General features: G+C 62.4%; 17 protein-coding genes. 8 read left to right on the top strand and 9 right to left on the bottom strand.

Going from position 1 to position 26870, the window contains the following annotated elements; genetic code table 11:
• The first annotated feature begins 117 nt into the window (after positions 1-117).
• Complete coding sequence (pvdP, locus tag ODQ19_RS19650) at positions 118-1746, top strand: pyoverdine maturation tyrosinase PvdP (RefSeq protein WP_330210997.1); 1629 nt, start codon at positions 118-120, stop codon at positions 1744-1746.
• Positions 1747-1755: 9 nt separating this feature from the next.
• Here the strand turns inward: pvdP and ODQ19_RS19645 are convergent, their stop codons facing one another.
• Entirely contained in the window at positions 1756-2298 is a 543-nt protein-coding gene (locus tag ODQ19_RS19645; protein WP_330210996.1) for a thioesterase family protein, read from the bottom strand.
• 109 nt (positions 2299-2407) lie between these two features.
• Here ODQ19_RS19645 and ODQ19_RS19640 point away from each other — a divergent pair, with 109 nt between their 5' ends.
• Entirely contained in the window at positions 2408-3379 is a 972-nt protein-coding gene (locus ODQ19_RS19640; protein WP_330210995.1) for a GlxA family transcriptional regulator, read from the top strand.
• Positions 3380-3519: 140 nt separating this feature from the next.
• Here the strand turns inward: ODQ19_RS19640 and ODQ19_RS19635 are convergent, their stop codons facing one another.
• Together ODQ19_RS19635 and ODQ19_RS19630 are read right to left on the bottom strand one after the other, a co-directional pair.
• Positions 3520-3906 carry a hypothetical protein gene (locus ODQ19_RS19635; RefSeq protein ID WP_330210994.1) on the bottom strand — a complete coding sequence of 129 codons (387 nt, stop codon included), beginning with the start codon at positions 3904-3906 and terminating at the stop codon, positions 3520-3522.
• Between the two features lie 145 nt (positions 3907-4051).
• Positions 4052-4774: a pirin family protein gene (locus ODQ19_RS19630; RefSeq protein ID WP_330210993.1), complete on the bottom strand. Its 723-nt coding sequence runs from the start codon at positions 4772-4774 to the stop codon at positions 4052-4054.
• A gap of 181 nt (positions 4775-4955) precedes the next feature.
• Here ODQ19_RS19630 and ODQ19_RS19625 point away from each other — a divergent pair, with 181 nt between their 5' ends.
• Together ODQ19_RS19625 and ODQ19_RS19620 are read left to right on the top strand one after the other, a co-directional pair.
• Complete coding sequence (locus tag ODQ19_RS19625; RefSeq protein WP_330210992.1) at positions 4956-5906, top strand: GlxA family transcriptional regulator; 951 nt, start codon at positions 4956-4958, stop codon at positions 5904-5906.
• Positions 5907-6056: 150 nt separating this feature from the next.
• Complete coding sequence (locus ODQ19_RS19620; RefSeq protein WP_330210991.1) at positions 6057-7505, top strand: winged helix-turn-helix domain-containing protein; 1449 nt, start codon at positions 6057-6059, stop codon at positions 7503-7505.
• Here the strand turns inward: ODQ19_RS19620 and ODQ19_RS19615 are convergent.
• Both ODQ19_RS19615 and ODQ19_RS19610 read right to left on the bottom strand, forming a co-directional pair.
• A complete protein-coding gene (locus ODQ19_RS19615) occupies positions 7452-10214 on the bottom strand; it encodes an ATP-binding protein (protein WP_330210990.1) in 2763 nt (920 codons plus the stop codon). The genes ODQ19_RS19620 and ODQ19_RS19615 overlap by 54 nt on opposite strands.
• A gap of 58 nt (positions 10215-10272) precedes the next feature.
• A complete protein-coding gene (locus tag ODQ19_RS19610; RefSeq protein ID WP_014718805.1) occupies positions 10273-10671 on the bottom strand; it encodes a helix-turn-helix domain-containing protein in 399 nt (132 codons plus the stop codon).
• Between the two features lie 205 nt (positions 10672-10876).
• Between ODQ19_RS19610 and ODQ19_RS19605 the strand changes: the two genes are divergently transcribed.
• Entirely contained in the window at positions 10877-11785 is a 909-nt protein-coding gene (locus ODQ19_RS19605) for a LysR family transcriptional regulator (RefSeq protein ID WP_116665916.1), read from the top strand.
• 615 nt (positions 11786-12400) lie between these two features.
• On the opposite strand, the gene ODQ19_RS19600 is transcribed toward ODQ19_RS19605, so the two are convergent.
• Both ODQ19_RS19600 and ODQ19_RS19595 read right to left on the bottom strand, forming a co-directional pair.
• Positions 12401-12883 (bottom strand): copper chaperone PCu(A)C, encoded by a 483-nt coding sequence (locus ODQ19_RS19600; protein ID WP_330210989.1) that lies wholly within the window; start codon positions 12881-12883, stop codon positions 12401-12403.
• Positions 12883-13491 (bottom strand): SCO family protein, encoded by a 609-nt coding sequence (locus tag ODQ19_RS19595; RefSeq protein WP_330210988.1) that lies wholly within the window; start codon positions 13489-13491, stop codon positions 12883-12885. The genes ODQ19_RS19600 and ODQ19_RS19595 overlap by 1 nt, the downstream gene beginning before the upstream one ends.
• Positions 13492-13672: 181 nt before the next feature.
• On the opposite strand from ODQ19_RS19595, the gene ODQ19_RS19590 reads away from it, so the two are divergent.
• From ODQ19_RS19590 to ODQ19_RS19580, 3 genes are all read left to right on the top strand, one after another.
• Positions 13673-14056 (top strand): DUF2946 domain-containing protein, encoded by a 384-nt coding sequence (locus tag ODQ19_RS19590; protein ID WP_330210987.1) that lies wholly within the window; start codon positions 13673-13675, stop codon positions 14054-14056.
• 62 nt (positions 14057-14118) lie between these two features.
• Positions 14119-14664: a putative natural product biosynthesis protein gene (locus ODQ19_RS19585; RefSeq protein WP_330210986.1), complete on the top strand. Its 546-nt coding sequence runs from the start codon at positions 14119-14121 to the stop codon at positions 14662-14664.
• A gap of 130 nt (positions 14665-14794) precedes the next feature.
• The gene (locus ODQ19_RS19580; RefSeq protein ID WP_330210985.1) at positions 14795-17698 is read left to right on the top strand and encodes an RHS repeat-associated core domain-containing protein; all 2904 of its coding nucleotides are present in this window, start codon (positions 14795-14797) and stop codon (positions 17696-17698) included.
• A gap of 54 nt (positions 17699-17752) precedes the next feature.
• Here the strand turns inward: ODQ19_RS19580 and ODQ19_RS19575 are convergent, their stop codons facing one another.
• Entirely contained in the window at positions 17753-22183 is a 4431-nt protein-coding gene (locus ODQ19_RS19575) for a SpvB/TcaC N-terminal domain-containing protein (RefSeq protein WP_330210984.1), read from the bottom strand.
• Positions 22180-26859, bottom strand: a complete 4680-nt coding sequence (locus tag ODQ19_RS19570) for a neuraminidase-like domain-containing protein (protein WP_330210983.1) — start codon at positions 26857-26859, stop codon at positions 22180-22182. Before ODQ19_RS19570 ends, ODQ19_RS19575 begins: the two co-directional genes overlap by 4 nt.
• Positions 26860-26870: the final 11 nt, after the last annotated feature.

The following is a 26870-nucleotide window of genomic DNA, read 5'->3' as shown; positions in this document are numbered from 1 at the left end:
TGCTATCAGGGAAGAACGAGCGATGACGGGTGAAATTTAGGTGGCGGGGGCAGGGCGGTAAATTTCGTCGGGCTGCAAACGTTCTAGCTCTGATCAAGCCGTTTCCTAAGGTAGCCAATGACAATCTCTCGACGTGGGTTCATCGCAGGCCTGGCGCTGACCGGTGCAGCGGTGCCTGCGGCCTTTTATGCCCATCGCGAGTTGACGCGGGAAGACGAGTTTCCCATCACCCCCGGCGAAGCCACGGTCGACCTCGCTGACACCCAGGGCCAGCACCTGGCGGACACCCTGCGGGGCGTCTGGAGCCTGCGCCTGGAAGGCCGCAATGCGGGCCTTGAGGGCCTGCCGCTGCAAGGCCTGGAGTTGCTGCTGGACATCGCCCCCCGTGGGCGTGGCCTGCGCGGTTACCTGGATACCGCCGAGCAGCTGCGCGCTGAAGGCGAACCGCGCTACCGCGTCTTGGGCGACCTGCTGACGGGCGAGGGCGCCGTGCTCTATTGGCGCTTGATCGACCGCGACTCAGTCGGCGGTGTGCCGGCCTATGAGTTCAAGATGACCCTCGATGAAGTCTGGGCTGACTTCGGCAATGCCGGCAGCGCCACCCTCAGCGGGCACATCCTCGACCTGGACCGGCCCCTGGCGCTGACCGAACGCGACAACCGTTTTATCGCCCACAAGCAACTGTTCCCCGAAGCCCGCCAGCGCATCGGCCTCAACCCGACCTTGCTGGCCTGGCTGATTTCTCCAGAGCACCGGCTGTTTCACCAACTCTGGCACGCCACCCGTGACCAATGGCACAAGCTCTCCGAAGAAAAACGCGAGGCCCTGCGTGGCATCGGCTGGCAACCGGGGCCCCGTGGCCAGGAACGCGACGCCCGTGGCAAGCGCAAGGATCGCAATGGCTCGGGCATCGACTTCTTTTTTATGCACCGCCATATGCTTGGCACCGCACGCTCCATGCAGGACTTGCCATCGTGGCCGCAGTTTCCCGAACCGCAACCGGCGCTGGAGCGTGATCGCCTGGGCTTTGTGCGCTACTTCGACAACCACGACGGCTTCGCGCTGCCGCCCTGTTGGTCAGCGCCGGATGACGCTGACTACACCCAGTGGGTCAGCGATATCAAGGCGGCCGAGACCTACCACAGCAACTTCCAGGTGTGGGAATCCCAATACCGCGACCCGCGTTACCTGGCCAAGTTGAGCCTGGGTCAGTTGGGCTCGGAAATGGAACTGGGGCTGCACGACTGGCTGCATATGCGCTGGGCTTCGGTGCCCCGCGACCCGTCCAACGGCGCGCCGGTACCCTTTGCCCGTGACCCGGCGGACTTTGCCCCACGTTGGTATGCGCCGGAGAACGACTTTCTTGGCGACCCGTTTTCATCCCACGTAAACCCGGTGTTCTGGCATTTCCACGGCTGGATCGATGATCGCATCGAAGACTGGTTTCGCGCCCACGAACGCTTCAACCCAGGCGAGGTGACTCGGCTGAAAGTCAACGGCGTGGCCTGGTTTGCCCCGGGCCGCTGGGTCGAAGTAGGCGACCCTTGGCTGGGACCGGACACCCACGGCTGCAGCACCACACCGGGGCTGCAGCAGGGGCGCTCGATGGAGATGGACCCGGAGATCATGAAGCTGGCCCTGCGCATTACTTTCGGCGCCGATGAAGAGCTGCTCAAAGGGCTGTTCAAGCGCGTGCCACAGCGGCCATGGTATGCACGGCATTTGAAGGTCAGGCGCGAGGCTTAGCAGGCGTTTTTAAACCTGCTCCTCCCCGCGCAATTGCGCACTCATTTCATCGCAACTGTGTGCCCAGTCGCTCAACCATTGCGGCAGCGGCGGCGAGGTGTCGTCCAAGCCCAGCTCGCGGATAAATTCGGCCGGGGGCAGGGTGCCCTTGGCAGAGCGAAACAGCCCACGCATCACGACCACGCCGACCACTCGCCCATTGCTGACGAAGCGGTGCTCCATCAGGTTCCACTTGTGGTCCCAGCCGAGAATGCGCGTGTGCACTTCGAATACTTCGAACAGTTTCAATTCCCGGCGAAACTTGCCCCAGGTATCGCCGACTATCGGCATGGCCTTGTGGCGCAGTGCCACGCGAAAGGCGCCGGTGCGCAGCACAAAATCCATGCGCGCCACGTCGGCCAGAGTGAAATATCGGCCATTGGTGACATGCCGGTTCAGGTCCAGATCCAGCGGCCAGACCCGCATGCGCACCACCGTGGTGGCCAGGCCATGGACCGGTTTGCGCCAGGGGCGGTGCAACAGCATGTGCAGTAATCGAAACCAGAGATTCATAAAGACGCCAGACAGTTGATCAATGGCCGCACTGTACGGAGCCGGAATCGGCTAAGGTAGATGCGTAAATGACTTATTACATGCGAAAAGTGCAAGCTGGAGTTTTTACATGCACGTCACCTTGCTCCTGGCGGATCAATGCTCCGCTGCCAGTGCCACCCTGGCCATGGAAATGCTCAGCGCGGCCAATCTATTCGCCGATAGCCCGCCCTTTCAGGTGACACTCGCGTCCCTGGACGGCCAGCCGGTGAAGGTGTGGGGCGGGCAATGCCTGCAGGTACACGCTTGCCTGGCGCAGGTCGCGCACACCGACCTGGTGTTGATTCCCGGTTTTCTCTTCACCCTCAAAGAAGCCATGCCGACGTTCGCCGCCTACGGCCCCTGGTTGCGTGAGCAGCATGAGCAAGGCGCTGTGTTGGCTTCGATGTGCACGGCGGCCTTCATGCTGGCCGAGACCGGGTTATTGCATGGCTTGCGGGCGACGACTCACTGGGCATTTGCCGGGTTCTTCCGGCGCCGGTATGCCCAGGTCAGCCTGGATGAGGGGCAGATCCTCTGCGAAGAAAATCGGCTGGTCACGTGCGGTGGCGCCACGGCGGCGATGGACTTGATGCTGCACCTGATCCGCCGTTTCGGCTCGCCGGAGCTGGCTCACACCTGCGGCAAGTACTTGCTGATCGACGCCGGGCGCACCGAGCAGTCGGCCTATGCGATGTGGTCGCTGCCCAAGAGCCACGGTGATGCGCAGATCCTGCGTGTGCAGCATTGGTTGGAGCAGCACTTTGCGCAGTCATTGGTGATCGACGAGGTTGCCCAGCGCTTTGGCTTTGGGGTGCGTAATTTCAAACGGCGCTTCAAGGAAGCCACGGGGTGTACGCCGATTGGTTATCTGCAGAGCCTGCGTCTGGAGCGCGCCAAGCAGATGCTTGAGTCGACACGGATGACGCTCGATAGCATCACGTATGCGGTGGGTTATGAGGACAGTAATTCGTTTAGGCGGTTGTTTCAGCAACGGGTGGGGATGCTGCCAGCGGCGTATCGCAAGAAGTTCCTGATCGCCCAGGGTGTGAAGACGACCTGATACACCCACGATCCCAATGTGGGAGCTGGCTTGCCTGCGATGGCGGCCTGACAGCGGGTGATGTCGATACTTTGCAAATCGAAGACGAAAAAAAACCGGCTGATCAGGCCGGTTTGGGGTGTCCCGCCAACAGTGCGGGGTTATACGTGGGTGCTCAGCAGGCGCTCGGCACCACCTTCAGCGAGACCACGTTCTTGCAAGCGATCAGCACCGCCTTCAGCCAGGCCGCGTTCTTGCAAGCGATCAGCACCGCCTTCAGCCAGGCCACGTTCCTGCAAGCGATCAGCACCGCCTTCAGCCAAGCCGCGTTCTTGCAAGCGATCAGCACCGCCTTCAGCGAGACCACGCTCTTGCAAGCGATCAGCACCGCCTTCAGCCAAACCACGTTCCTGCAGGCGATCCGCCCCACCTTCGGCAATACGGGTTTCTATCAGGCGATCCGCGCCGCCTTCAGCGACAACCGGGTGGGCAAAAGCGTTTGCAGCGAGTACCGAGAAAGCGAGGCTAAGCAGGATTTGGCGTTTCATGATGGTGTGCTCCGAGTATTCAAGTTGGGTGCCGTTTGGCATGGGTTTGATGTTACGCGTTGCATTTTTTAAGAGAACTTCATTGCGCTGATGGTGACTATCGACGCCAACGATGGTCCCGCTGGCGGGACCATCACTGCGACCGTCATGGCATTTGCGGCAGTTCGTTGGGGCGCAGGTCAAACACCAGCACTTCGGCGTCTTCGCCATGGCTCAGGCGGATCTGGCGTTCGTCCCGTATGCGTACACCGTCGCCTTCCTGCAAGCGCTGGCCGTTGAGTTCAATGCTGCCGCGCGCCACATGGACGTAGGCGTAACGATCCGGTGCCAGTTCCAGGCGGGCACTTTCGTCAGCGTTGAACAGGCCGGCATACACCCGTGCGTCCTGGCGCACTTTCAGCGAACCGTTGGCGCCCTCTGGCGAGATGATCAACTGCAAGCGCCCACGTTTTTGCGCTTCTGTGAAATGCTCCTGCTGATAGCGTGGCTTGGCGCCGGCTTCGTTGGGCACGATCCAGATTTGCAGGAAGTGCACGCCGTGACGCTGGCTGTGGTTGAACTCGCTGTGGGCCACGCCGCTGCCCGCGCTCATCAGTTGCACATCACCGGGGCGGATCACCGAGCCGGTGCCCAGGGTGTCCTTGTGTTCCAGCGCGCCTTCGAGCACGTAGGAGAAGATCTCCATGTCGCGGTGTGGGTGCTGGCCGAAGCCTTTGCCTGCGGCGACGCGGTCATCGTTGATCACCAGCAGGTCGGAAAAACCCTGTTCCTTGGGGTTCCAGTAGTTGGCGAAAGAGAAGGTGTGGAACGACTTCAGCCAACCGTGATTGGCGGCGCCGCGTTCGGAAGCTTTGCGAAGGGTCAGCATGGTCCAGTCCTCAAGTGAGCGCGGGCTGCGAGATGCAGGGCGCTTGCGTTGAGAAGGAGGTTAATGGTTAACGAATGATTGATTAAGAAGATGAAAATAGAATAACTGTCTCTTTTAAGTTGACAGTTAAAGTCGTGCCATAATGCCCATCGCACTCCTTCTCGATGGATATTTCCCGCTTATGAAAACCGTGGCCATGGCGCTGTTCCCGGACTTCCTGCTGCTCGACATGGCCGGGCCGCTGGAAGTGTTTTCAATTGCCAACCGCTACCTGCCAGCGGCCGATCACTACCAGATCCTGACCATCGGCACTGAGCCCGGCCCGTTGCAGGCCTCCAATGGCGTGAGCGTGCAGACCGACCTGCTGTTGGAACAGGCCCAGGCGGCTTATGACCTGCTGTTGGTGCCGGGCGGCCCCGGCGCCTATAACGAATGCCATCCCGCGCTGTTGCCCTGGCTCAAAGCTGCGGCGCCACGAGCTCGGCGTTTTGGCTCGATCTGCACCGGCGCTTTTGTGCTCGGCCATGCAGGTTTGCTCGACGGGCACCGCGTGACCACCCATTGGCACTACACCGAGCGGTTGATCAAGGCGTTTCCCAACGCCATCGTCGAGACCGACCGCATCTATTTGCAGGACGGGCGCCTGATCACCTCTGGGGGCGTCACTGCGGGTATCGACCTGGCCCTGTCGGTCGTTGCCCAGGACCACGGCAAGCAAGTGGCGGTGGACGTGGCCAAGGTGCTGCTGGTGGTGATGAAACGCCAGGGCGGCCAGGCCCAGTTCAGCCCGATGACTGCCGCCGTGGCGCCCCAGGAAACCCCGATCACCCGCGTGCAGAACCACGTCCTGGCGCATCTGGAACAACCCTTTACCATTGAGTCCATGGCTGAGTTGGCCGGAATGAGCGCGCGCCACTTCGCGCGGCTGTTCGCCAAGGACGTGCAGATGACGCCCATGGTGTTCCTGCAGGGCGCGCGCATCGACCGGGCCCGCCACCTGCTGGAAACCACCGACCTGCCGCTCAAGACCGTGGCCTTCCACGCAGGCTTTGGCAGCGTGCGGCATATGCGCTTTCTGTTCAGCGAAAAGCTCGGGCTGAACCCAACCCAATACCGACAACAGTTCAGTTAACGACACCATGTCCGTCTCAGGCACCCGATTGTCCGTATCGCTCCCCGTGCCAGCATTGTCCTGTCATCGCCAACTGGCAAGATAGCGTCGAGCCCATGGAAAAAGGATGCGCAGGCACTCAAGCACGGGTGTTTCAGCGCTGTGACGGACATGCAAAATGGTACGGCGGTGAGCTTTGGCCCCTACACCTTTCATCGGCAGCAGCGCCTGGTCAGCAAGGCGGGCTGGCCGGTACCGCTGGGCGGGCGAGCCTTGGATATTCTCGCGGTACTGCTCGAAGCGCCCGGGCACTTCATCAGCAAAGCGACCTTGATCGAACGGGTGTGGCCCAACAGCGTCGTCGAAGACAGCAACCTGCGCGTGCACATCGCCGCGCTGCGTCGTGCCCTGGACGGCCAACGCTGGATCCTCAATCACCCCCAGCGTGGTTACTGCTTCGCTACGCCTGCGCAGGACGCGCTGCCGACGCTGCTGCCTCAGCACAATCTGGCTGCGCGGCTCAGCCCGGTGTGGGGGCGTGATGAACTGGTGGGCGTGCTGGCGCGACGGTTGGCCGCGCAGCGGTTGTTGACCCTCACCGGTGTGGCTGGCATTGGCAAAAGCACACTGGCCCTGGCCCTGGCCGAGCGGGTATTGCCGCGTTATCGCGACGGCGTATGGTGGGTCGACATGGCCGCTGTGCAAGCGCCAAGCGAACTGCTCGGTAACCTGACCAGGGTCTTGCAGTTGCATTCGGCGCCCGCCAGCCTCACCGAACTGGGCCGGCGCCTGGCTTCCCGCCAGTTGTTGCTGGTACTCGACGGCGCCGACCTGCTGCTGGGCGCGTGTCGACAGCTGCTGCGTGCGCTGCGTGAAATGGCGCCTGGCATCAGCGTGCTGATCACCAGTCGCGAAGCCTTGCTGGCCCCTGGCGAGTGGGTGGTGCGTGTGCCTCGGCTGGCGGTGCCGTCGCCGTCGGCCAATGTCGAACAGGCGATGGCCTGTCCTGCGGTGCAACTGTTCGTGGCGCGCGCGCGTGCCAATCAGCAGGGGTTTGATTTGCGGCCCCAGGATTTGGCGCCGCTGCGCGACCTGTGTCGGCGCCTGGATGGCCTGCCGTTGGCCCTGGAATTGGCGGCTGCCCAGGTGGATGCGTTGGGCATCGGCGGTGTGCAGGTGCAAGTACGCACAGGCTTGCAAGTGCTGGCCCGTGGGCGCCGCACGGCGGTGGCGCGCCATCGATCACTTACCGCGGCCCTGGATTGGAGCTACGAGCGCTTGAGCCTGCCGGAGTGCTGGCTGTTTCTGCAATTGAGTTTGTTCAAGATAGCAGTCACCTTACCCACCCTGAGTGACCTGGTGGCCGGTACCGAGCTTGAACATGCCGACCTGTCTTACCTGCTGGCACGCCTGGTCAACGTCTCGCTGCTGAGCATCGAGCCCGGCCTGGGCCCGCCGCGCTATCGCCTGCTCAACTGCGTGCGCAGCTACGCCCTGGGGCAACTGCGGGACCCGCGCCAGGTCGAGCGTTTGCAACAAGGCTATGCGCCTTGCCTGGGCGCGTTCTCAGGCCGGCCGCTTGTCCTGCAACTCGTCGAGCAGGCAGCGCACGCGCAGTAGATCCTGGGTGGCGAAGCCTTCGCTGAAGCGTGCATGGATTGAACTGAGCAAGTCCCTGGCGGCCTGTAGGCGCCCTTGTCGTTGCCACAGTTGCGCCAGGGACGCACCGCAACGCAGCTCCCAGGCCAGGGCACCTTGCTGGTGCGCCAGGCCCAGCGCCTTCAGCAGTAGCGCTTGCGCGGCGTGCTCATCCTCTAGCTGCAAGGCGTACACCCGCAGAATCTCCGGGGCGCACCAGCCCGCCGCGCCACTGCGCGCGCGTTCCAGGGTTGGGGCATCCACCGCATGGGTGCCGAAGGTGATCAAGGTGTCTTGGATCAGGCCCAGGCCTTGCCAATCCGGGTGGCCAAGAATACCGGCGTAATGCCCGGCCCAGGTCTGGAACAACTGCACCGAATGCTTGTGCGATTGCTCCAGCAGCAGCCGTTGCAGGGCTTGGGCGTCGTCTTCGGCGCCGTTGTAGCGGGCGATCACCACTCCAGCCAGGGCCAGGGTGTAGCAGATCGAGGTGCCGTGGTTGATCTGTAGCGCCAACTCCAGCGCCTGGCTGGCGGTGCGCCAGGCGCGCTCGGGAAAGCCCTGCAACCACAGGATTCGCGCCAGCACGGTCAAGGAGGCGACACCCTGGTCGTATTGCACGCCAACCCCGAGGGCAAAGCGGTTCACGTGACCACTTTGGGCCATACGCTGCAGCACCTGCTCGGCGTGGTGCCGGGCAAGGGCCTGGTTCCCGGTGTAATGCTGGCCCAGCGCACGCAGCCGCTGGGCACTCAGGTCCAGCAACGGCTCGGTGTGTGGGTCGAGGCGATCGAACTGCAGGCTCAGCTCCTGCGCTTGGCTATAGCGTCCGGCGCACAGGTTTACCGCCATCAGCCCGGAGACGGCGCGCAACTGGCCTGCACGGTCCTGGCGCGTCTCGGCCAGGCGCGCAGCCCCCTCGAATGCCGCAATGGTCCGAGGCGCAGCGCCCATGGCGTGATAGGAGAGGCTGCCCAGGGCCAATTGCAGTTGCAGGGTCAATTGCGTGCAGGGCGCGGTGACCTGGTCGATCAGCGCCAGCGCCTGGTCCACATAGCCGCCGTGCTCACGCAGCAACGACAATTCTTGCCACAGCGGCATCGCGCTGACCGTCAGGCGGATAGCCAGCAACTGCGCACCGCCATCGGCAAAGCCCCAGTCGAGGGCGGCACGCACGTCTTCGCGCAGCGGTGCGTAACGGTCGATCCACGGCTGTGTGGCGATCAAATCCCAGTCGCCCTGGGCCTGTTCCATCAGCGCCAGGCAGCGTGCGGCGTGGCGCTCTCGCGTGGCATGCAGCTCGCAGGCCTGGCTGAGCTTTTCCAAGGCATAGGTGCGGGTGATGTCCAGTAGGCGATAGACCATCTCCTCATCGCTGGCCTCCACATTCAACAACGACTTGGCCACCAGTTGCGTAATCGAGCCCAGCACTTCGGCGGGGGCCACCTGCTCACCGGCGATCACCGCCGCTGCGCTGGCCAGGCTGAAGCCCCCACGAAAGACCGCCAGGCGGCGCAGGCAGATTTGTTCGCACGCGGTGAGCAGGTCAAAGCTCCAATCGAGCGTGGCGCGCAGGGTCTGCTGGCGAGGCAGGGCACTGCGTTGCCCACGGGTCAGCAGGCGAAAGTTGTCTTCCATCTGCACCAGCAGGCCCGGCAAGCCAAACCGTTCGATTTGCGCGGCCACCAGTTCGATCGCCAGGGGAATGCCGTCCAGGCGCTGGCAGATATCAATCGCCAGGGGCAGTTCAGCTTCGCTGAGGGCAAAGCTCTCCTGGTGGGACATGGCGCGCTCGATCAGCAATTGCATGGCCGGGTAACCCAGGGCCTGGGCGCGGTTGCCGGTGGCGGGCGGGCAGGCCAGCGGTTCAAGGCGCTGCACATACTCACCTTCGGCGCGCAGGGCTTCGCGGCTGGTGGTGAGGATGTGCAGGTGCGGTGCATGGCGCAGCAGGGTTTCACTGATCATGGCGATGTCGTCGAGCAGGTGCTCGCAGTTGTCGATCACTAGCAGCATCTGGCGTGCCTGCAGGCTGCGGGCGAGGCTGGCCAGAGACGCGTTCTCGCCCGGTGTCAGGACGAGCAGGGCGGCCAGGTTGGGCAGGATCATGGACGCCGCACTGAGCGGCGCCAGGTCCAGCAGGTGAATACCGTCGCGGTAGTGCCCGATCAGCAATTCGGCGACGCGCAGGGCGACGGTGGTCTTGCCGATGCCACCGGCGCCGGTCAGGGTGATGAAGCGTTGCTGCGGCAGTTGTTGCACCAGAGCGTCGATCAGCGCTTGGCGACCGATCATGCGTGTGCGGCGCAAGGGCAGGTTATGGCTGGGGCGTTGGGGCGCGCCGTCGGTGGGCAGCGTCATGGGTTCAATGCTCAGTGGCGCAACAAAACTGTAGCCGCGCTGGGCGACCGTGACGATATAGCGCTGCCCGGCCTGGCCGTCCCCCAGTGCTTTGCGCAACGCAGCCATGTGCACCCGCAGGTTGCCGTCTTCCACCACGCTTTTGGGCCAGACCCGCGCGATCAACTCCTGTTTGCTCACCACATTGCCGGCGTGCTCCAGCAGGATCAGCAGAATGTCCACCGCCCGCCGCCCCAGGCGCAGCGGGCGGCCGGCCTCCAGCACCAGGCGCTGGCGCGGGTGGATGCGGTAGGGGCCGAAATGCACGGCCTGGTCGTTCAAGTCGGTCATGGCTGCCCAGGTTCTGGAGGAAGAGAGCGGCCAGCATATTCCAGGTGCGTGCAGACCACTAGGCAGCGATCACATCAGGTTTGCTGCGCGAGTGGTGGTTTCGCCAGGTCATCGGGTTGACGCCTTCGCTGCGCGTGAACATATGGCAAAAGTGCGCCTGGTCGCAAAAGCCACATTCCAGGCTGATCTGGGTGAGGCTCAGGGACGAGCCGGTAATCAATTCCTTGGCGCGCTGGATGCGTTGCTGGCGAATCCATTCCTGGGGCGACAGCCCGGTGGTGCACTTGAAGGCGCGGGAAAAATGGCTGCGCGACAAGGCGCAGGCCTGGGCCAGGTCGGCAATCGCCAGGCTTTCGCCGAGGTTGGCGAGGATCAGTTGCTTGGCGATGCGTTCACGCCGGGGGCACAGGCCGCCGGTGGGGGATAACCGGGGGGCATATTGCTCGAGTCGGGCCATGACAAATATCCGCAGTCGATGGGAACGTTCCCGGTGGATGGTTGCAGTGTAGACGCGCTTCATCTTGTCGCCGGGCCGCCTGGCTGACGAGTTAATCGTTGTTAATTTCGCCAGGTGCGGTGCTGGAAAAGACAGCACAGCTATGCAATCCCAGGCATGCGGTGCATGCTTCCCTGGCCCTCTGGAAAACGTTTGGATAGCGCCCATGAACCGCAACGATCTGCGCCGCGTCGATATGAACCTGCTGGTGATTTTCGAAGCCTTGATGTTCGAAAAAAACCTGACCCGGGTAGCCGAAAAACTGTTTATCGGCCAACCGGCAGTGAGCGCCGCATTGGGCCGTTTGCGCGATTTGTTCGACGACCCGTTGCTGCTGCGCAACGGCCGTGCCATGGAACCCACGGCGCGTGCACTGGCGATACTCAAGGAGCTGCAACCGGCCATGGACACCATCTCGGGCGCCGTCAGCCGTGCCAAGGATTTCGACCCCTCCACCAGCTGCGCGGTGTTTCGCATCGGTTTGTCCGATGATGCGGAGTTCGGGCTGTTTCCGTCGTTACTCAGCCGCCTGCGCGAAGAAGCGCCGGGCATCATCGTGGTGGTGCGCCGCGCCAATTACCTGTTGATGCCTTCGCTGCTGGCCAGCGGTGAAATTTCCGTGGGGGTCAGCTACACCACCGACCTGCCGGCCAATGCCAAGCGCAAGAAGCTGCGCGATATCCCCTGCAAGGTCCTGCGCGGCGATGACGGCGAGGCGCCGCTGACCCTGGATGATTACTGCGCCAGGCCCCATGCAATGGTGTCGTTCTCCGGCGACCTGAGCGGCAATATCGACCTGGACCTGGCCCGCATCGGCCGCTCGCGTCGGGTGGTGCTGGCGGTGCCGCAGTTCAGTGGGTTGCGGGCGTTGCTGGCGGGGACGCAGATTATCGCGACCGTGCCCGATTACGCCGCGTGCGCGTTGACCGAAGGCACACGCCTGCGTGCCGAGGACCCGCCGTTTGCGATTGATGCGGCGGAGCTGTCGATGGTGTGGAGCGGGGTGCATGACAACGACCCGGCGGAGCGGTGGTTGAGGGGTAGGATTGCGGAGCATATGGCGCGGGAAGTGTGATGGGGCTGACAGCTTGGCAATCGGCGCTCGGTCCCAATGTGGGAGCTGGCTTGCCTGCGATGACGGCCAGCCAGCCGACGCTCATCTACCTGACACCCTACGATCAACCTGTGGGAGCTGGCTTGCCTGCGATTGCGACCTGAAAGCCGACACCCATCTACCGGACACCCCGCAATCCAAATGTGGGAGCGGGCTTGCTCGCGAAGGCGGCCTGACAGCCGACCAGAATCTTGGATCAGGCCGTGTACATATCCGTTATTTAGGTAACGGCTGCTTATGGTTCCGCTTTTACAGCGGGTCACTTTTGGAAAAGAGCCCGGAATGCCGGCCCAGCCAAAAGTAACCAAAAGGGCTCTTGCCCCACCACTCGGCACCTCGCTCTGGCTCGGTGTGCCCGAACGCAGGCTTGAATCCGTGGGCCGCCGCCACGCGCCATCCATGGCGCGGGGCGGCTAACCCGGCGTCCTGCCGGGTTACCCACGAATTCAAGCCTGCGTTCGGCCAGCGTGGTTTAACGGGGCGCCTGAGATCAAAAGCAGATCAAGAGCAGAGCAGGAGCGGCTCGCTTCGCATCGTGGTGACGTGGGAGCAAGAACCGCAGGCTTACTTGCGCGCTCAATGCATCTTGCTATGGTCCATTTTGCTATGGTCCACGCCATCCAGCCCACGGGCTGTCGCCTTCACTTCCACAGCCTGCTTTTCCCCCTTGGCATCTTGCACCGTCAGCGTCAGCGGCACTTGGTCGCCTTCCTTGATCTGGGCGGTCAGGCCCATCAGCATCACGTGGTAGCCGTTCGGGTCGAGCTTGACGGTTTTGCCGGCAGGCAGGGCCACCGAGTCCACTGGGCCCATGCGCATCACGTCGTCCTTCATGCTCATCTCATGAATCTGTACGTCCTTGGCGACCGGCGAGGCGACGCTCAGCAGTTTGCTGTCGCTGTCGGCGGTGAGGGTCATGAAGGCGCCGCTGGACGGTTGGCCCGCTACGGAGGCGCGCACCCAGGCGTCGGTCACTTGTACTTGGGCGCTGGCGTGGGCGGCGAGGCCCAGCAGGGTGAGGCCGAGGGTGAGACGCTTGAGGTGTTGAACGGCAGTCATTAGCAGACCTCCATGACGGTGAGCAGATCTTCTGCGCACTCTTGAGCGGTAAGGGATGCCTGCAAGCCAAGGCGCAGGTTGCCACGGGTGTCGAATACGAAACTGGTGGCGGTGTGGGAGAGGGTATAGGTGTCGCCGGCGGGGATCTTTTCATAAAAGATCCCGAACTCCTTGGCGGCCACGGCGATTTCTTCCGGGCTGCCATAGAGCGCTTCGAAGCTGGGGTCGAAAGCCTTGACGTAGTTGTTGAGAATCTCGGGGGTGTCGCGCTCGGGGTCCAGGGTGATGAACACCACCTGCATGATCTTGCCATCGCGGCCCATCAGCTTCTTGGCTTGGGCGGCGCGGGCCAGGGCTGTCGGGCAGACGGCGGGGCACTGGGTGAAGCCGAAGAACACCACCGGCATCAGGCCGCGGTACGAGCTCAGGGTGACGGTTTCGCCGTCGGTGTTCTTGAGCTTGAAGGTGCGGCCCATGATCTTGTCACTGAGGTCCTTGCCGTACTTGAAGTTCAGCTTGGGGCTGTAGTCACAGCCGCCCAGCAGGCTGCCCAGGCCCAACAGGCCCATGCCGGTCAGCACTTTGCGGCGGGTGAATAACGTACTCATCAACTGTGCATCCTGTGAAACGCCTGCAAGGCAGTAGAGCTGCCCCACCAGGCTTTGAAAAGGAGTAACGAGAAGGGTGCAGAGTCTAGCAACCCTGGCCCGTGCGCGTAATCTGCGACGTTCTGCCACAGGGGCGCGTCGCATTTCGTCCTTTTGTGGCTTCGGTGGTAGAGTCGCCGCCATGAAATTGCGCCACTCTGACCGCTCACTGATCGCCTGGGCCCTGTACTTTTGCGTGCTGATGAACCTGTTCGCCTGCGGTTTGGGGCATGGCCAGATGATGGGCCAGCAGCTCAACGGCATTGGCGGGCTGTTCTGTTCGGTGGACGGCGGCCAGTCGCCAATTTCCGACAAAGGGTTGGCAAACCCGTCTTCCAGCAACATCTCGAACTACTTTGCCTGCCCGGTGTGCAACGCGGTTAGCGTCGCCCTCGTGTTCCTGATCGGCCTGGCCTGGCTGCTCGGCCTCACCCACGCCCCGCGTGCCGCCCATGAGCGGCGCAACAAGGCGCCTCCGCGCTATTCCTGGCCCTCGGCCAACCCCCGCGCTTCTCCTGCCTCCTGACGTGTGCCCTGGGCTTCCTGTAACCAGGAGGCATTCTCTCGTCACGATTGTGAGAACGCTCTATGAACCCTCAATTGCCTGCCGGCGCCAGCCGCCTGGTCAGCAAGGCGTCGCGGCGCCTGCGTGCGCAGCCGGCGCTGCCTGATTACCCGAGTAATTCGCGTTGTTTCGTGCACCTGGATGCGCGCCTGCTGCCTCACTGGCATACCTTGTTCGACATCTGCCCGGCGCTGCTCAAACTCGACCCACCGGAGGGCTTGAACCTGTTTCGCGCCTTTATGACCTGGGCCTATCGCAACCAGCCGCCGCTGGACTGGACCTACCATCTGAACGTATGCCGCTGGTTGCTGAGTTCGGCGTACCGCACGCAGATCGATGAGGAACCGATCGAGGCCTTCATGGCCGCCGCGGCCGCGCGATGGGTGCTGACGGACGACAGCCCGGCGGCAGGCATTGTCCTGAGCTGGCGCGATTGGACCTTGTTCGATTGGAAGGGCTACCCTTCGATTGCCGCGCAGCAAGCGGCATTGCCGCCTCCCACCTGGGATTTCGCCTGGTGCCCATTGAGTGCGCAAGGCGCCTTCAGCGGCTGGCGGCCAGTGCCCTGAAGCGCCGCGCCCGGTAAGCCTCACGACACCCTCGGAAGCGCCGCACACTATGCAGTGTGCGGTGCCCGCAGGCTTGCATCGACCTGATGACTAGGCTCTAGGCTTCTTTGGTTTTGCAGGTCATCAGGTTATGTCTTCTTTACATCACAACACGCCCACCCTGACGGTAGTCGACCCGCGAGGGTTAGCCGTGCGCAGCGTGGCGTACCATCGCAATACCGCGCAGCAATCACCCACCGCGCAGGTCACGCGGCAGGTATTCGACGCTCGCGGCCTGTTGCAGCAACAGTGGGACCCCAGGCTGTTTGAGTTGCACGCTGCCGATTCCGACGTGCCGGCCAATCTCTCTCATCGTCATAGCTTGAGCGGGCAAGTGTTGAGCACCGACAGCGTGGATGCGGGTCGTCAGACCCGCTTGTTCGGCAGCGGTGGCCAGGTCGTGCAACAGTGGGACAGTCGGGGCGCCCACCAGCGGTTCGAATACGACCCGTTACTACGCCCCGTGGCGGTATTCGAGCGCGCCGAGGAGGAGGCGGCTGAACGCTGTGTTGAGCGCATGAGTTACGCGGGCATGACGTCCACTGAGGCGGCGCGCAATCGCTGTGGCCGCCTGATTCGTCACGATGACCCGGCAGGCACGTTGCTCGTTGAGCGCTACGACGTGCAGGGCAACATCACTGCGCAAACCCGGCGCTTGCGCACGCCGCTCACGGCACCCGACTGGCCGTTGCCCGTGGGTGAACGCGATGCCCAGTTGCAAGACGAAGCCTTCACCACTACCTGGCAGTACGATGCGCTGGGGCAACGGCAGGAGCAAGTCGACGCGCGCGGCAATCGCCAGCAATCTCAATACGGTGTCGACGGCCAGTTGACGAAAAGCGAGATCCTGTTCAAAAGCGGAGCGCGCAAGACCCTGGTGGATCAACGCAGCGTCAACGCCTCGGCCCAGGTGTTGAGCGAACGCTTGGGCAATGGCGTGCTCAGCGTTGCCGAATATTCGGAGACCGATGGACGTTTGACACGCTTGAGCGCCCACCTCAAGGATTCGGCAGGCAAGCGACTGCAAGACCTGTTCTACAGCTACGACCGGGTCGGCAATGTGTTGCGCATCCGCGATGCGGCGCAGCCGACCCGCTGGGTCAGCAACGCGCAGGTGGAGGCAATAAGCACATTCGAATACGACAGCCTGTCGCGCTTGATCAAGGCCACCGGCCGTGAAAACGCGCGCAATACCGGCGCATCCGCACTGCCGGGGCGAGTCACGTTCGGCGCCAAAGACGACAACCTCTGGGGCAATTACACCCGCCACTATGCCTACGACTCGGCCAGTAACCTGACACAGATGCGCCATGTGCCCAGCACCGGCAGCGGTTATACCCAACGGATGCAGGTGGGCGAACACAGTAATCACAGCGTGATTGCCCGCGAGGGCGCGAAGGCGCCGGGCCTGGGTAACGGCTTTGACCAAAGTGGCAATCTCCAGGCCCTGGCGCCTGGGCAGGCATTGATCTGGAATGGGCGCAACCAGTTGGTTCGCGTCGCGCAGGTGGTGCGTGACAATGGCGAACATGACGATGAAGTGTATCTGTACGACGGCGCCGGCCAGCGAGTCATCAAGCGTCGCGTGGCACATGGCAACACGCAGACCCACACCCATGAAGTGCTTTATCTGCCAGGGCTTGAGTTGCATCGCCAGGGCGCGGATGGCGAATGGCTGAACGTGATGCTCGCCCAGGCCGGGCGCCATTCGGTCAGAGGGTTACAGTGGGAACGGCAGCGTCCCGAGGAAATGCCGGATGAGCAACTGCGCTTCAGTCTCGACGACCATTTGGGCAGCAGTACCCTGGAGTTGGACGAGAAAGCCGCTTTGCTGAGTCAGGAGAGTTATTACCCGTTCGGCGCAACAGCCTGGTGGGCGGCAAAAAATGCATTGGAAGCGGGCTACAAAACCCGGCGTTATTCGGGCAAGGAGCGCGACGCCAGTGGGTTGTATTACTACGGTTTCAGGTACTACGCACCGTGGTTGTTACGGTGGATCAGCGCAGACCCGGCAGGGGATGTGGATGGGTTGAACCTCTATGCGATGGTGGGGAACAATCCCATGGGGTATGTAGATGATGATGGCTTGCAGCGGCATCCCATCATCGATATTGCGACTCTTATCGTTACGCTGGTGTTGGCAGGGTATGCGGCGCAGATGGACGCGAGTCAGCGCGTTCAGTTGGCTGTCCTGGGTTTTGCGCTGGGCATCCTGGGCGTGACGGCGCTTGGCTATCGTCAGTACAGAGAGCAAGTCAGCCGGCGTGCTCGGCGCAAAGCGTTTTATCAGCAAGCCACCCTGGAGTATGCACAGACTCTGGGGGGCGTACATGGCGCCAGTGAAGATGAAGTCGCTGAGCTGGCGGAATTTTATCTGCCACACCGGCTGTCTACTCCTGACACTGAAAGTCTCGCTTATGGGTTGACCCCAGGCGCACGTGGCGGGCTATATGGCTACATTGGCCCAACCAAGCACAAGGCCAGGGCCGACATAGCCTCCCACACGGAAAACAACCCCCATTTTACCTTGGCCAGATTGGGCTTTTTAGGCATGGAGCTTCGCGCCCCGGCACGCAAGGTGGGCGCCAGCCCGCTTCCAGCGGCTGGGTTGACCCACACCGAAGTACAACCGCAAACCAGGGTCACGAGCGTGGGCCGCCAAGGCTCCGCTTCTGAGGAGCCCGCCGTGCAACCGGTAAGCCCAGGACCTTCCTCCGGGCTGGAGCCTGAGCGGCTCGTGATTGACGTTGAGTCTGTTCTCAATGAATTACGCGGCCCTGGCGGTGGGATTCTCAGGAACGTGATCAACCGCCTGGAAGCCCGCACCCTGGACTTTCATACCGGGCATGCCATGGCGGGCGGGCAGAATGTCCGTAGTTTTGACTTGCCGGGCTATCGCGGGCAGCGCGGTCGTGGCGCCTATCGAGTGATGATCCAGCACACCAGCGGGCTCAATTATCGGGCGGTCAGGGTGATGAACCCTCACCGCCGTTAATGCGCGCAACGTCAGTCGCAGCAGCTCGGGCTGTGTAACGGCCCGGCTCTGTTGTCAGGTTGGCGCGCGAGTGTCGTTCTCGTCCTCAGCGATGCTGTACCAGGCCCAGTAAGTCTGACGCCGTGTGTCGCCATTGGCAGTGAGCACGCGCACCGGGCGCCCCAAGGCGTCATAAAAGTGTTGCTCGCTGGGACGCGCGGTATTGAAGGCCGCATCGTCGATATAGCCGGCACGGTCGGCGAAGTAAGGTCGCCAGGTCCGCGCCAGGCCACCCTGGTTGTCGTACTCCACCCGGCCACTGATCCGCCAACGGTTCGCTGAGTCTGTTTGCTCGGCGCCTGCGCGCAATAGACCGCTGTCATCGACCTGAAAGGCTGGTCCCGGCGCAGCTTTTTCCTGGGTTTGCCGCACTCGGCCAAAGCCGTCGCTGAAGGCCAGGGCGACATGGATCTGCCGTTCCTGCGAGGTTCCTTGCCAGCGGTCGGCATGCAGCACCACGGCATGCACGGGCACTTGCCTGGCCGCGCGAATCAGGCGCTTGAGGGTTTGATGATGGGCCTGCGGGTCGGTCAGGCTGTTGAGCCGCACCCAGGCCGAGGCGCGAATATGCCCGCTGGGCAGCAGGTAAGCGCTACTGACCCAGGCTGCCTGGAGACTGGCGGACGGGATTTGTCCCATCCAACTGAACACATCGTAGACGCACGCACTCTGGGCGTTGAGCAAGGCTGTCTGCGGATCGGCCAGCGCCTGCGTCGGCCCGTAGTCGAGCGCGCGGGTGAAGGACTGGCGAGTGTCATGGCCGACAGGTTTGCTCTGCTCTTCGCCCTTGAGGCCGGTCGCCAGCAAATGCCCGTGGGCATCGTAGTGTGCATACCGCTGGGTACGCTGCGCATCGGTCACCAGCACCGGCAAGCCCAGACGATAGTCGTACTGTGCCTGGGTCGAGCAGCCGTCGGCCGATTGCACCTTGATAACGTGCAGCCCATAGGCATCGTATTCGGTGTGCGTGAACCCGTGGCTCAGGCTCGCCTGATGACGACGAGGCCGGTAGAAGATGTCGGCTTGGCCATACCGGGTGTAACCCTGGCCGAGCGACCACAGGGTGATGGCCTCGTCACGCCCTGCGGCTGGCGACAGGAACGCGGTCAGGGGCCGATAGTGCTGTTCGGTCAGCGTGGCAGTGATAGCGCGGTCCTGATACACATCCAGGGCCTGCTGATCGAGTTCGGCTGTTTCGACGTAAGCGAGCAGGGCCTGAAAGTTCGCGGTTCCGGGCGGTAAGGGCGCAGTGTGTTCGGCCAGGCAATAATGCTGCCTCCACAGCCCGCCCAGTTGGCGTTGGGCATCCGGCCCCAGCGGGTTGGACGAGCCCTCGGCGACAAAGTGCTCATAGCTGATGGTGCTACCCGATAACGCCTCTTTGCTCAGCACCAGCGCGTTGTTGCGTTGCTGGTAGGGCAGCCGCAAGCGCCACCGCTGCGCGGCGTCCAAGTGGATGAATTGGGCGCAGGTCTCGCTCAGGTAATAAGCCTGCTGCGCCGGGTCGTGTGCGTCGCGCCACCACTGCTGCTTGTGGGCCAGCGCCGCTGGCGGGGAGTCGCTGGCAGTCTTGCGGCGGGCATAATCGACCACCACCCGCTGCAGATTACCCGCGTAGCGGTCCCAGCGCAGATTCAGGGTGTGCTGGCAGCAAGGGTCATCCTTTTGGCGCTCGTAACGACAGGTCATCGATTCCAGCAGCAACGGCAGCAGCACGGCCGGCTCGCCGGCCTTAGGCGAAGGGTTCAATTGGCGCACCAGATAGCGCTGTTGCTGCACTGAGTATGGCACTGCCTGCTGCGGCGCATCGGCGGCGGCATACACCTCTTCGCGTAGTAGGCTGCCCGCCAGTGCACGCTGCATGGCGCGCAAGGTCGAGGCGCCGGGTGTGGCGACCAGCGTATCGCGTGTGTGGCCGGCTTCCAGTTGGCTCAGCAGGGACGGGCCGAGCGTGGGGGCCTGCGGGTCAGCCGCGTAAAACGCTTCGCGCGGGGGCGCCAGCGTGTTGAACCAGCGCTTGGTCAACACGCCTGACGGTGCGTGGGTATTAGGTGGCTGAGCGGTTTGCAGCACCAGGCCGAAGCCGATGAACTGGCGCTCGTCACGGTCATAGCTGGCTTCGCGGTAACAAAAGTATTGGGTCGAGCGGTTGCCGCTGACCAGGTCCTTTTGCCGTTGCCGGTTGACCACTGGCACGGGGAACGCAAGGCTACTGTCCGGGGCCATTCCCAGTGTCTGCCAGTGGTGTTTCTCATCGAGCCATTCCTGGGCGCTGCTGCGGTAGCGCAATTGGGTGGCCGCTCCCATGTTGTTCAGGGTGGCTGTTAACAGGTACGGTTTGACGCTGACAAAGTCATAGCGCCAATGCTGCGGTTGGATGTGCGGCACACTCAGGATCAGACTGGAACAGCCCAGGCCTTGAAGGTCGGCGAAGCTGACCTGGCACGTAGCGTCATGGCGCATCCCCTCGGGCCAGCGCAGCGTCATCGGTGCCGATGTCAACCCGTTGCCGGCGCGGTTCATGTAGACCTGTAAGTGGTCGGGTGCCAGGTAAATCAGGTCCACGGCGCCTGATCCATCCAGGTCGGCGAGGCGAATGTTGGCGGCATCGAAGGTGGCAGGGTCGAACGCCAGTGGGGCGAATACAAACCCCTTGCCGAAGCGACCACGCCCGAGGTTGGGCCAGCACTTGAGTTCGTTATGGCGAATGCGTACCAGGTGTTGTTGACCGCTGCCGAGCGGGTCGCAAAAAGCGATCAGCTCTGTCGGCGTGTGGCTGAGGGTTGGCAGCCCGTCATCGTCGGGCCCATGGCGCACGTCCTGGCCAGGATCAAAGCCTCCGTCCTGGCGCTGGGCATAAAGGCGCACGCTGCGGCTGCCGATCAGGGCCAGGTCCAGCCTGCCGCTGCCCATCAGGTCGGCCAGTTGCCCGTGGGGGTGGAAAAACTCCTGGGGCATCGCCGCAAAAGGTACGAATCCCGACCATTGCCGCTGCGAGTCGAGGCTGAAAAAGCCGCTCAGCCCCGGTTGCGCCACCACCCATTCCAGATGCCCATCGCCGTTAAGATCCGCCAGCGCCTGGCGCGTGGCCTGGGTGCTATCAGCGAGGGGAATGCGTGGCAACGCCTGCCATGGCCCATACGCCAGCGCATTGCTGTCGGCCTGGCCGGACGCCCTCAGGGGCTCGCGGTAGTACCAGCTTTTATCGGTGCGGTGGAGGATGCCCGGCAAGCCGTCGCGGTACAGGTCGACCAGTTGGTAATGCTGCCCGTCGTTGATGCCCGCCATGGCGTCAAACGTTTGGTAGTGCGCGGTTTCCAGTGTCGGCCCGAAGGCGCTGTAGGCCAGCTCCAAGGGCGGCCAGGCACGGGCGGTGCCTTGGGCGTCATAGGCCTGGTTGTGCACGGCGAACAGGCAACTGCCGATGGCGTGGCGATCGGTGTACTCCAGCAACATGCGCCGCGTCAGCACCGGCTCGGCGCCCAGGCTCGGCTCGTCGGGGAAGTAATGAAACATCAGCACTTGTTGGCACAGCCGCCGGGTGCCGAGCTCAAAGCCATAGGCATAACTGCTGATCGGGTCGTTGCGGACCGGCCAGGCGTGTTGTTCGGCATAGGTCGGCACTTGGCTCAGGCCAGTGTGGCGTTCGCCATAATCCAGCAGCAGTTCGAAGTGCCATTGCTTGTCAGCGAGGGCGTCCGCGCGCCACAGCGCCAGGTGCTCAAGGGGCTTGAGGTTGCCATAGCACACCCGCGCCAGATAACGCTGGGCGCGATAATCCCTGGCGGCGCTTGGCGGCTGGTCGTCTGGTTTGTAGTGGTAATAGATCTGCTCACCCAAAGGGTTGAGGCTTTCCTGCAACAGCCATTGGGCAACACGTAGGCCGTCGTTCGGGTCTGCACACCGCGCGATCAGGGTCTTGCCGAACAGGTGCACGCAGCCGTCGGCCCCCTGAACCAGCCAGAACCCGGCCTTGTCGCTGTCGCAAGACCAATGCTCGATACGGTCGAAGCGCGCTTCTATCACCGGAAAATAGCGCACCACCCGATGGGGTTCATCCAGGGCCAGGCCGTTATAGTGGTCCCAGGTGGTGGCCTGAATTGCGCCGTCGGCATCACGCTCAGGGATCATGTCGATGCCTTGAGGGCTGATGAAACGGTCGTCATCACCGTAGGCCGGTACGCCTTTGCGGGTATCACGACTGATGGCGCCTGCCGACACCGCCCAGCCGAGGCCGAAGGGCCCGTTGCCCTGGGAACTGCGATAACCCAGGCTCAATGCAGGCGTGAAGCCACGGCCCGGCGAAATCGGCAAGGACACCTCCAGGCACGCTTCGCCCCGTGTGCCCACGGCGCCCCATTGCGCGCTGGGGCCCTGGATGGCGCCACCGCCCTTGGGCAGCGCAGGAATCTTCGGTTCCAGGAGGTCGGGCGGCTGCACGCTCATCGTTGACCTCCGGTGTTTTTAGCGGTGTAGCGCAGGTGCACGATGATATCGGTGAGGGATTCGAGCAGGGCGTTTTGCCGGGCGTGGTTGGGAAAGGTCAGTTGCCAGGTGGAGATGGCCCCGGTGTATTCAAACGGCAGGTAACGCTCGTCGCTGTCGAAGTTCAAGGTGAACAATCCGCTGTCGTTGAGCCCGCTGGACAGGGCGATTTGTTGTTTGGCGCGCAGGTCTTTTTTTACTGCAGCTTCGGTGTGTTTGGCCGCAGGGGTGAGGTGCGTGGTGTTGGTGGTCTGGGTGAGGATGGCCTTGATATCTTCATAAGGCCCCAGAGTGGCAGGCAGGGACACGCTGAGGTGCTTGATGCGCCGCAGATAGTGGCCGGGGTAATCGTCGTCGAACAGCTTGAGGGTCAGTTCAAAGGTCAAGGTGCCAGTTTTCACCAAGTCAGCTTTAAGCGTGGCCCACGGCTTTTCGCGCGTCGCCACAGGGTCTTTGCTGTGCAGATGGCGCAACGACACGGTTTTAGTGATCTCCAGCAAACGCTCGTTGTGGGTGAGGTAGGCGCTGCTCATGTTCAGCAGATTGTGCTTGAGCGCTTCGCCGGCACTCAAGCCTCGGTATTGATGGGTCCAGGGCTGGGTTTGAATGAAGTGCTTGTCCCACTGCGCGCGCTCTTCCTGCCAGCAGGCCTCGGCCGCCAGGCACAGTGACAGCGTCGAGTCATAGGCCTGGTAGTAGAAGGTCGACAACTGGCCGTTGAGCCATTGATACAACTGGGCGTTGGTGAAGCGTTTGCCGAGTTGGTCGTACAGGGTTCGTGCTTGGGTGAAGCTGGCCTGGGCCAGGCCCAGTTGCAAGCGGGTATGGGCTTCCTGCTCGGTGTAAGCCTGCAATTGGGCGTCGACCTGCGTCAGTTCAAGGCGTGCCTGGTCCAGTGAATGGGCCCATTCGGCGGCGCGCCGGGCGAACAGGTCGGCGCGGTCCAGGTGGGCTGCGTTGGCGCGCTTATCATTGGCAATGCCTTGGGACGCCGCGTGCAGCGCGTGAAAAGCGCCCTCGTAGCGCACGCCGCCGTTGGAAGTGCCGAAAATGTTCGGTATCAGCATGGCCAGGCCCGCGCCGGCTTGTGCCACGGCGGCGGCGGTGTCCCAGCGCGCACTGTCCTGGTACTCCTGGGTGGCCTGGGCCTCGGCCGGGCTGATGCCACGCTTGAGTTGCTGTTCGAAGAACGCGACGCGCGCCTCGACAATGCGACGCCCGGCCAGCAAGGCCTCTCTGTTCCTGGCATCGAACTGTACGGCTTGGGCTTGCTGCTCGACGGCCAGCCTGGCCAAATCCCAGGCTTGCTGCTGCTGGGTTTCCAGGTACTGGGCCTGCTCCTTGCGTTCGAACAATGACAACAAGGTCGTCCCCAATTGGGTCAGGTTGTCGACTGCCTGCAACGCGTGCCCCAGCAGCACCTGGAAGCGATAGTGCGCGGCCTGGGCGGTGCGCAGCGACGGGCGCAGGCTGGCGCCGGCAGACCCTTGCTGGTAGGCAGCGAGCAGCGTTTGCGGCGACAGCGTGGCGGTGTACAGCTGCAGGCTCAAGGGCTTGCCGGTCAGGTCCAGATGATGGCGCAGGTTGTGCAGGCGAGATTCTATTTTGTCCCAACGCAGCAGCAAGTCAGGGCTCAGGGACCGACACAGCCGCGAGGTGTTCGCAGGCACTGCCTTGCTGTCGAGGGTGGAGGGGTTTTGCAGTTTGTCCAGGGTCGTGGTTGCCCAGGGATCCATCGGGTTGAGCGGCGGTCTTGGCCCGAGCAAACCCTTGGCGCGGATGTACCACAACTTGGCTTCGGCCAGGCTGTCACGGGTCAGTTGCCGGTAGGCCGCATCCCCGCGATTGAGCAGAATGTCGACGTACAACAGGTACAGCGCCTGGCGAAAATGTACCGCACTGCTTTTCGCCAATGGATGGGACAAGGAAGAGGCGTGGTGCCCTTGTGGCGTACTGGCAAGCAGCGCGGGCAGGCGCCAAACGTCAGATGGGTGGACGGGATCGAACACGTAGCGTATCCACGTTTCGGCCTCGGCGTATTGCTGTTCCTGGTTCAGGCGTTGCGCCAACAGCCAGGGCAGGTAGAGAAACAACTCCCAGTAATACGCGCCATAGGGGCCCTGGAAGTCCAGTGAGCTGGTGTCTTTTTCGTCCGGCAATGGCGGCTCGCGCCAGGCATCCGGCGCCAAGGCGAACAGCTGCTGCAAACCTGCGCCAGCGGTTTTTGCCAGGAGCCCCGCCACGCAGGTGTTGGTGCGTATGGGCGCTCGTTTGTTTTCAGGCTTATCAAGAGACTCGATGGTGGACCCGTTGAAGTCGATGAACTCTGCCGTGCCATAGGGCGGGGTAGCGAGTCGCCGGATAAACGGAGCCAGTGGAATGATCGGGGTGCTGTTATTGGGCGGCAGGGTGAAGGTCGCGGTTTTCAACGCGTAGCCCAGGATGATGGGGTCGGGGTAGTGCACATCGCTCTCCAGCAGCAATACGCCGTGAATCAGCGTCAATGAGGAAGCCGTCGTGCTAGTGAGATCCTCGTGGTAGGGGTGCAAGGTCTTGGGGGAGAGTTCTATCTGCGCTTCAAGTGTGTGCGTCTCGGACAGTTCGGTGAAGGTGTCGCGCAGGGTGCGCCGGGAGGCGTCTGCCAGGCCGACGAGTACCGTGTTATTGCGGTGGGGGCTTTCTGGTAAGGCGCTTTGTCCCTGCTTCGGATACATCAATACGGGTTTGTACAGGCGTTGTTTCTGTTGAACCTGGACCTTGTCTAGCAACAGATCGTAGGCGTGGCTGCTGGACTCCGCCTGGTGGTTGTAGAACGACAGGGTAGCGGTGTAGGTCGCGTCCGGGGTGTTGAAAAAATAGTCGAAGGCTTCCTCGCTGATGCGTTTGTCGCGCAGATTGAATGTCGTGCTTTTCGGGTTTTCTTCATCTTTTCCAATCTGCGGCAGGGTAAAGGTCGCCGGCTGATTCGCTGCATTTTTTATGAAGTGGGCATAGCTGACCCCGGTCTCATTGCACTTGAGGGTCAAGTCGATACGCACGTTGGAGAAGGTTGCCAGCTTGGCGCCCTCCAGAAATATTTCAGCGGTGGGGCCTAAAGCCAGCGTCGCGTTTTGGGCAGGCCCGCTGGTGCTGAGTGTGATGGTCAAATTGACCAGTGCATCTGCCTTGCTGAACCTGACAGTGCGGTGCGGCTCGAAGCGTTTTTCCAGGCGGGTGGTGACCTCCAGCACTGACGTCGTGCGGTCGAACCGGATATCGCTTTCAGCCGAAAGACTGCGGATATGCTGCTGATTGTCTTCGTAATTCCAGCCATTGGTGGCGTGATGGGGCGTGTGGTTCTCCAGGGAATCGACTTTGACCTGGACCGTTTCGGGCGCCCTGAACTGAAATCTGGCCCTGTTGTGGTGCCCGAACAGGGCCAGGTAGCGCCCGGCCAGTTCCGACTCTTTATGCCAGGAGAACATCCGCCGAGTGCTGCCCAGGGTTTCAAGCCAATGGACGTTGAAGTGTTGATCCAGCCGTATCGCTTGAAAGAAATGCCGATGCAGGCCGTTGTGCGAGGAAGCCGTTTGATGGTTCGGCTGTGCGCTCAGGCCCAGGAACAGTGACGGCGGTTGGCTTTTTGAATCGAGTACGGCGATGGACGCCGTGGCGCTCATCAGGTCTTCCGAGCTCAAACCGTCCAGGCCCTGTGCCAGGCTGTATTCCTGAATGCAGGCCTGCGGCACGCTCCAACTGTCATCCAGTTTTTTATAGGAAAAGTACAAGCGCAGCTGCAAGTAGGTGGTCTTGATCCGGGTTTCCAGCCGTTGCTGGTATTCCTTTTCCGATTCGAGATCGCCTCGTCCAATCGGGGTGATGTCTCTCGACGACGATGTGGGGTTGATGCATTGAGCCCACACCACGAAGAGGCGCCCATTGAACACCACCGGACGAATCGTCTGTTCGGGGACGTTATCGTCAATCGACAGCGGGATCTTTTGCCAACCGGACCAGGCTGCCGGGACGGCCGCGTCGCCCGAGGCCATCTTCAGCGTGCGCCAGTAATAGGTGTTTTCCGAGCTGGACTTGCCGGTGAAGTAATAAGTACTGCTGGCGAAGCTGTCTTTATCACCGTCTATATAGCCATTGAGGGTCTTGATGTTGGCGAGCGCTTCGAAGCCGCTTAAGTAGCTGTGGACGGCGGTGTGCAGCGGTGCAGGCTCGATACGAAATTGATTGAGCTGGTTTTCCAGTTGCCTGAAGTTGTCGCTTTTGTCATGACGCAAGGTGGGGCTCAGAAAGCTTGCCGGATAGTGCTGGAGTTGCTGGTGTGCACGCCACAGCGAATAGGACTGCAACTGGTCCTGCCACTCGGTCTGTTCGTCAACGCTCATGCCCTGTTCGTCGTAGCCAGGCTCCAGGCCCAGGTAAATGCCGTTGATGTACTGCTGCACGCTGGCAATTGCACTGGCGATACGGGTGGTGGGTACCGTATGGCTGACTTGAGGGTCGAGCAGCCAGTAGGCATAGATATCGTCGACGGACTTGACGGTGTCGGCTACTGCAGCGTCTTGGGGCAGTACGCTGTTGAGGTAAAACCCCAGCATCGCATCGCGCAGGTGTTCGTTGAGGTGTTGAGTGAGGGTGTGAGACATGGTCATTCCTT

Source organism: Pseudomonas sp. AM4(2022) (genome assembly GCF_036346515.1).
GTDB classification, from domain to species: Bacteria; Pseudomonadota; Gammaproteobacteria; order Pseudomonadales; family Pseudomonadaceae; genus Aquipseudomonas; species Aquipseudomonas paracarnis.
This window is presented reverse-complemented; position numbering and strand designations above follow the sequence as displayed.

What these genes read in the sequence shown, in the direction of transcription:
- pvdP (WP_330210997.1), top strand. Translation starts at nt 118, where the DNA reads ATGACAATCTCTCGACGTGGGTTCATCGCAGGCCTGGCGCTGACCGGT.
- ODQ19_RS19645 (WP_330210996.1), bottom strand. Translation starts at nt 2,298, where the DNA reads ATGAATCTCTGGTTTCGATTACTGCACATGCTGTTGCACCGCCCCTGG.
- ODQ19_RS19640 (WP_330210995.1), top strand. Translation starts at nt 2,408, where the DNA reads ATGCACGTCACCTTGCTCCTGGCGGATCAATGCTCCGCTGCCAGTGCC.
- ODQ19_RS19635 (WP_330210994.1), bottom strand. Translation starts at nt 3,906, where the DNA reads ATGAAACGCCAAATCCTGCTTAGCCTCGCTTTCTCGGTACTCGCTGCA.
- ODQ19_RS19630 (WP_330210993.1), bottom strand. Translation starts at nt 4,774, where the DNA reads ATGCTGACCCTTCGCAAAGCTTCCGAACGCGGCGCCGCCAATCACGGT.
- ODQ19_RS19625 (WP_330210992.1), top strand. Translation starts at nt 4,956, where the DNA reads ATGAAAACCGTGGCCATGGCGCTGTTCCCGGACTTCCTGCTGCTCGAC.
- ODQ19_RS19620 (WP_330210991.1), top strand. Translation starts at nt 6,057, where the DNA reads ATGCAAAATGGTACGGCGGTGAGCTTTGGCCCCTACACCTTTCATCGG.
- ODQ19_RS19615 (WP_330210990.1), bottom strand. Translation starts at nt 10,214, where the DNA reads ATGACCGACTTGAACGACCAGGCCGTGCATTTCGGCCCCTACCGCATC.
- ODQ19_RS19610 (WP_014718805.1), bottom strand. Translation starts at nt 10,671, where the DNA reads ATGGCCCGACTCGAGCAATATGCCCCCCGGTTATCCCCCACCGGCGGC.
- ODQ19_RS19605 (WP_116665916.1), top strand. Translation starts at nt 10,877, where the DNA reads ATGAACCGCAACGATCTGCGCCGCGTCGATATGAACCTGCTGGTGATT.
- ODQ19_RS19600 (WP_330210989.1), bottom strand. Translation starts at nt 12,883, where the DNA reads ATGACTGCCGTTCAACACCTCAAGCGTCTCACCCTCGGCCTCACCCTG.
- ODQ19_RS19595 (WP_330210988.1), bottom strand. Translation starts at nt 13,491, where the DNA reads ATGAGTACGTTATTCACCCGCCGCAAAGTGCTGACCGGCATGGGCCTG.
- ODQ19_RS19590 (WP_330210987.1), top strand. Translation starts at nt 13,673, where the DNA reads ATGAAATTGCGCCACTCTGACCGCTCACTGATCGCCTGGGCCCTGTAC.
- ODQ19_RS19585 (WP_330210986.1), top strand. Translation starts at nt 14,119, where the DNA reads ATGAACCCTCAATTGCCTGCCGGCGCCAGCCGCCTGGTCAGCAAGGCG.
- ODQ19_RS19580 (WP_330210985.1), top strand. Translation starts at nt 14,795, where the DNA reads ATGTCTTCTTTACATCACAACACGCCCACCCTGACGGTAGTCGACCCG.
- ODQ19_RS19575 (WP_330210984.1), bottom strand. Translation starts at nt 22,183, where the DNA reads ATGAGCGTGCAGCCGCCCGACCTCCTGGAACCGAAGATTCCTGCGCTG.
- ODQ19_RS19570 (WP_330210983.1), bottom strand. Translation starts at nt 26,859, where the DNA reads ATGTCTCACACCCTCACTCAACACCTCAACGAACACCTGCGCGATGCG.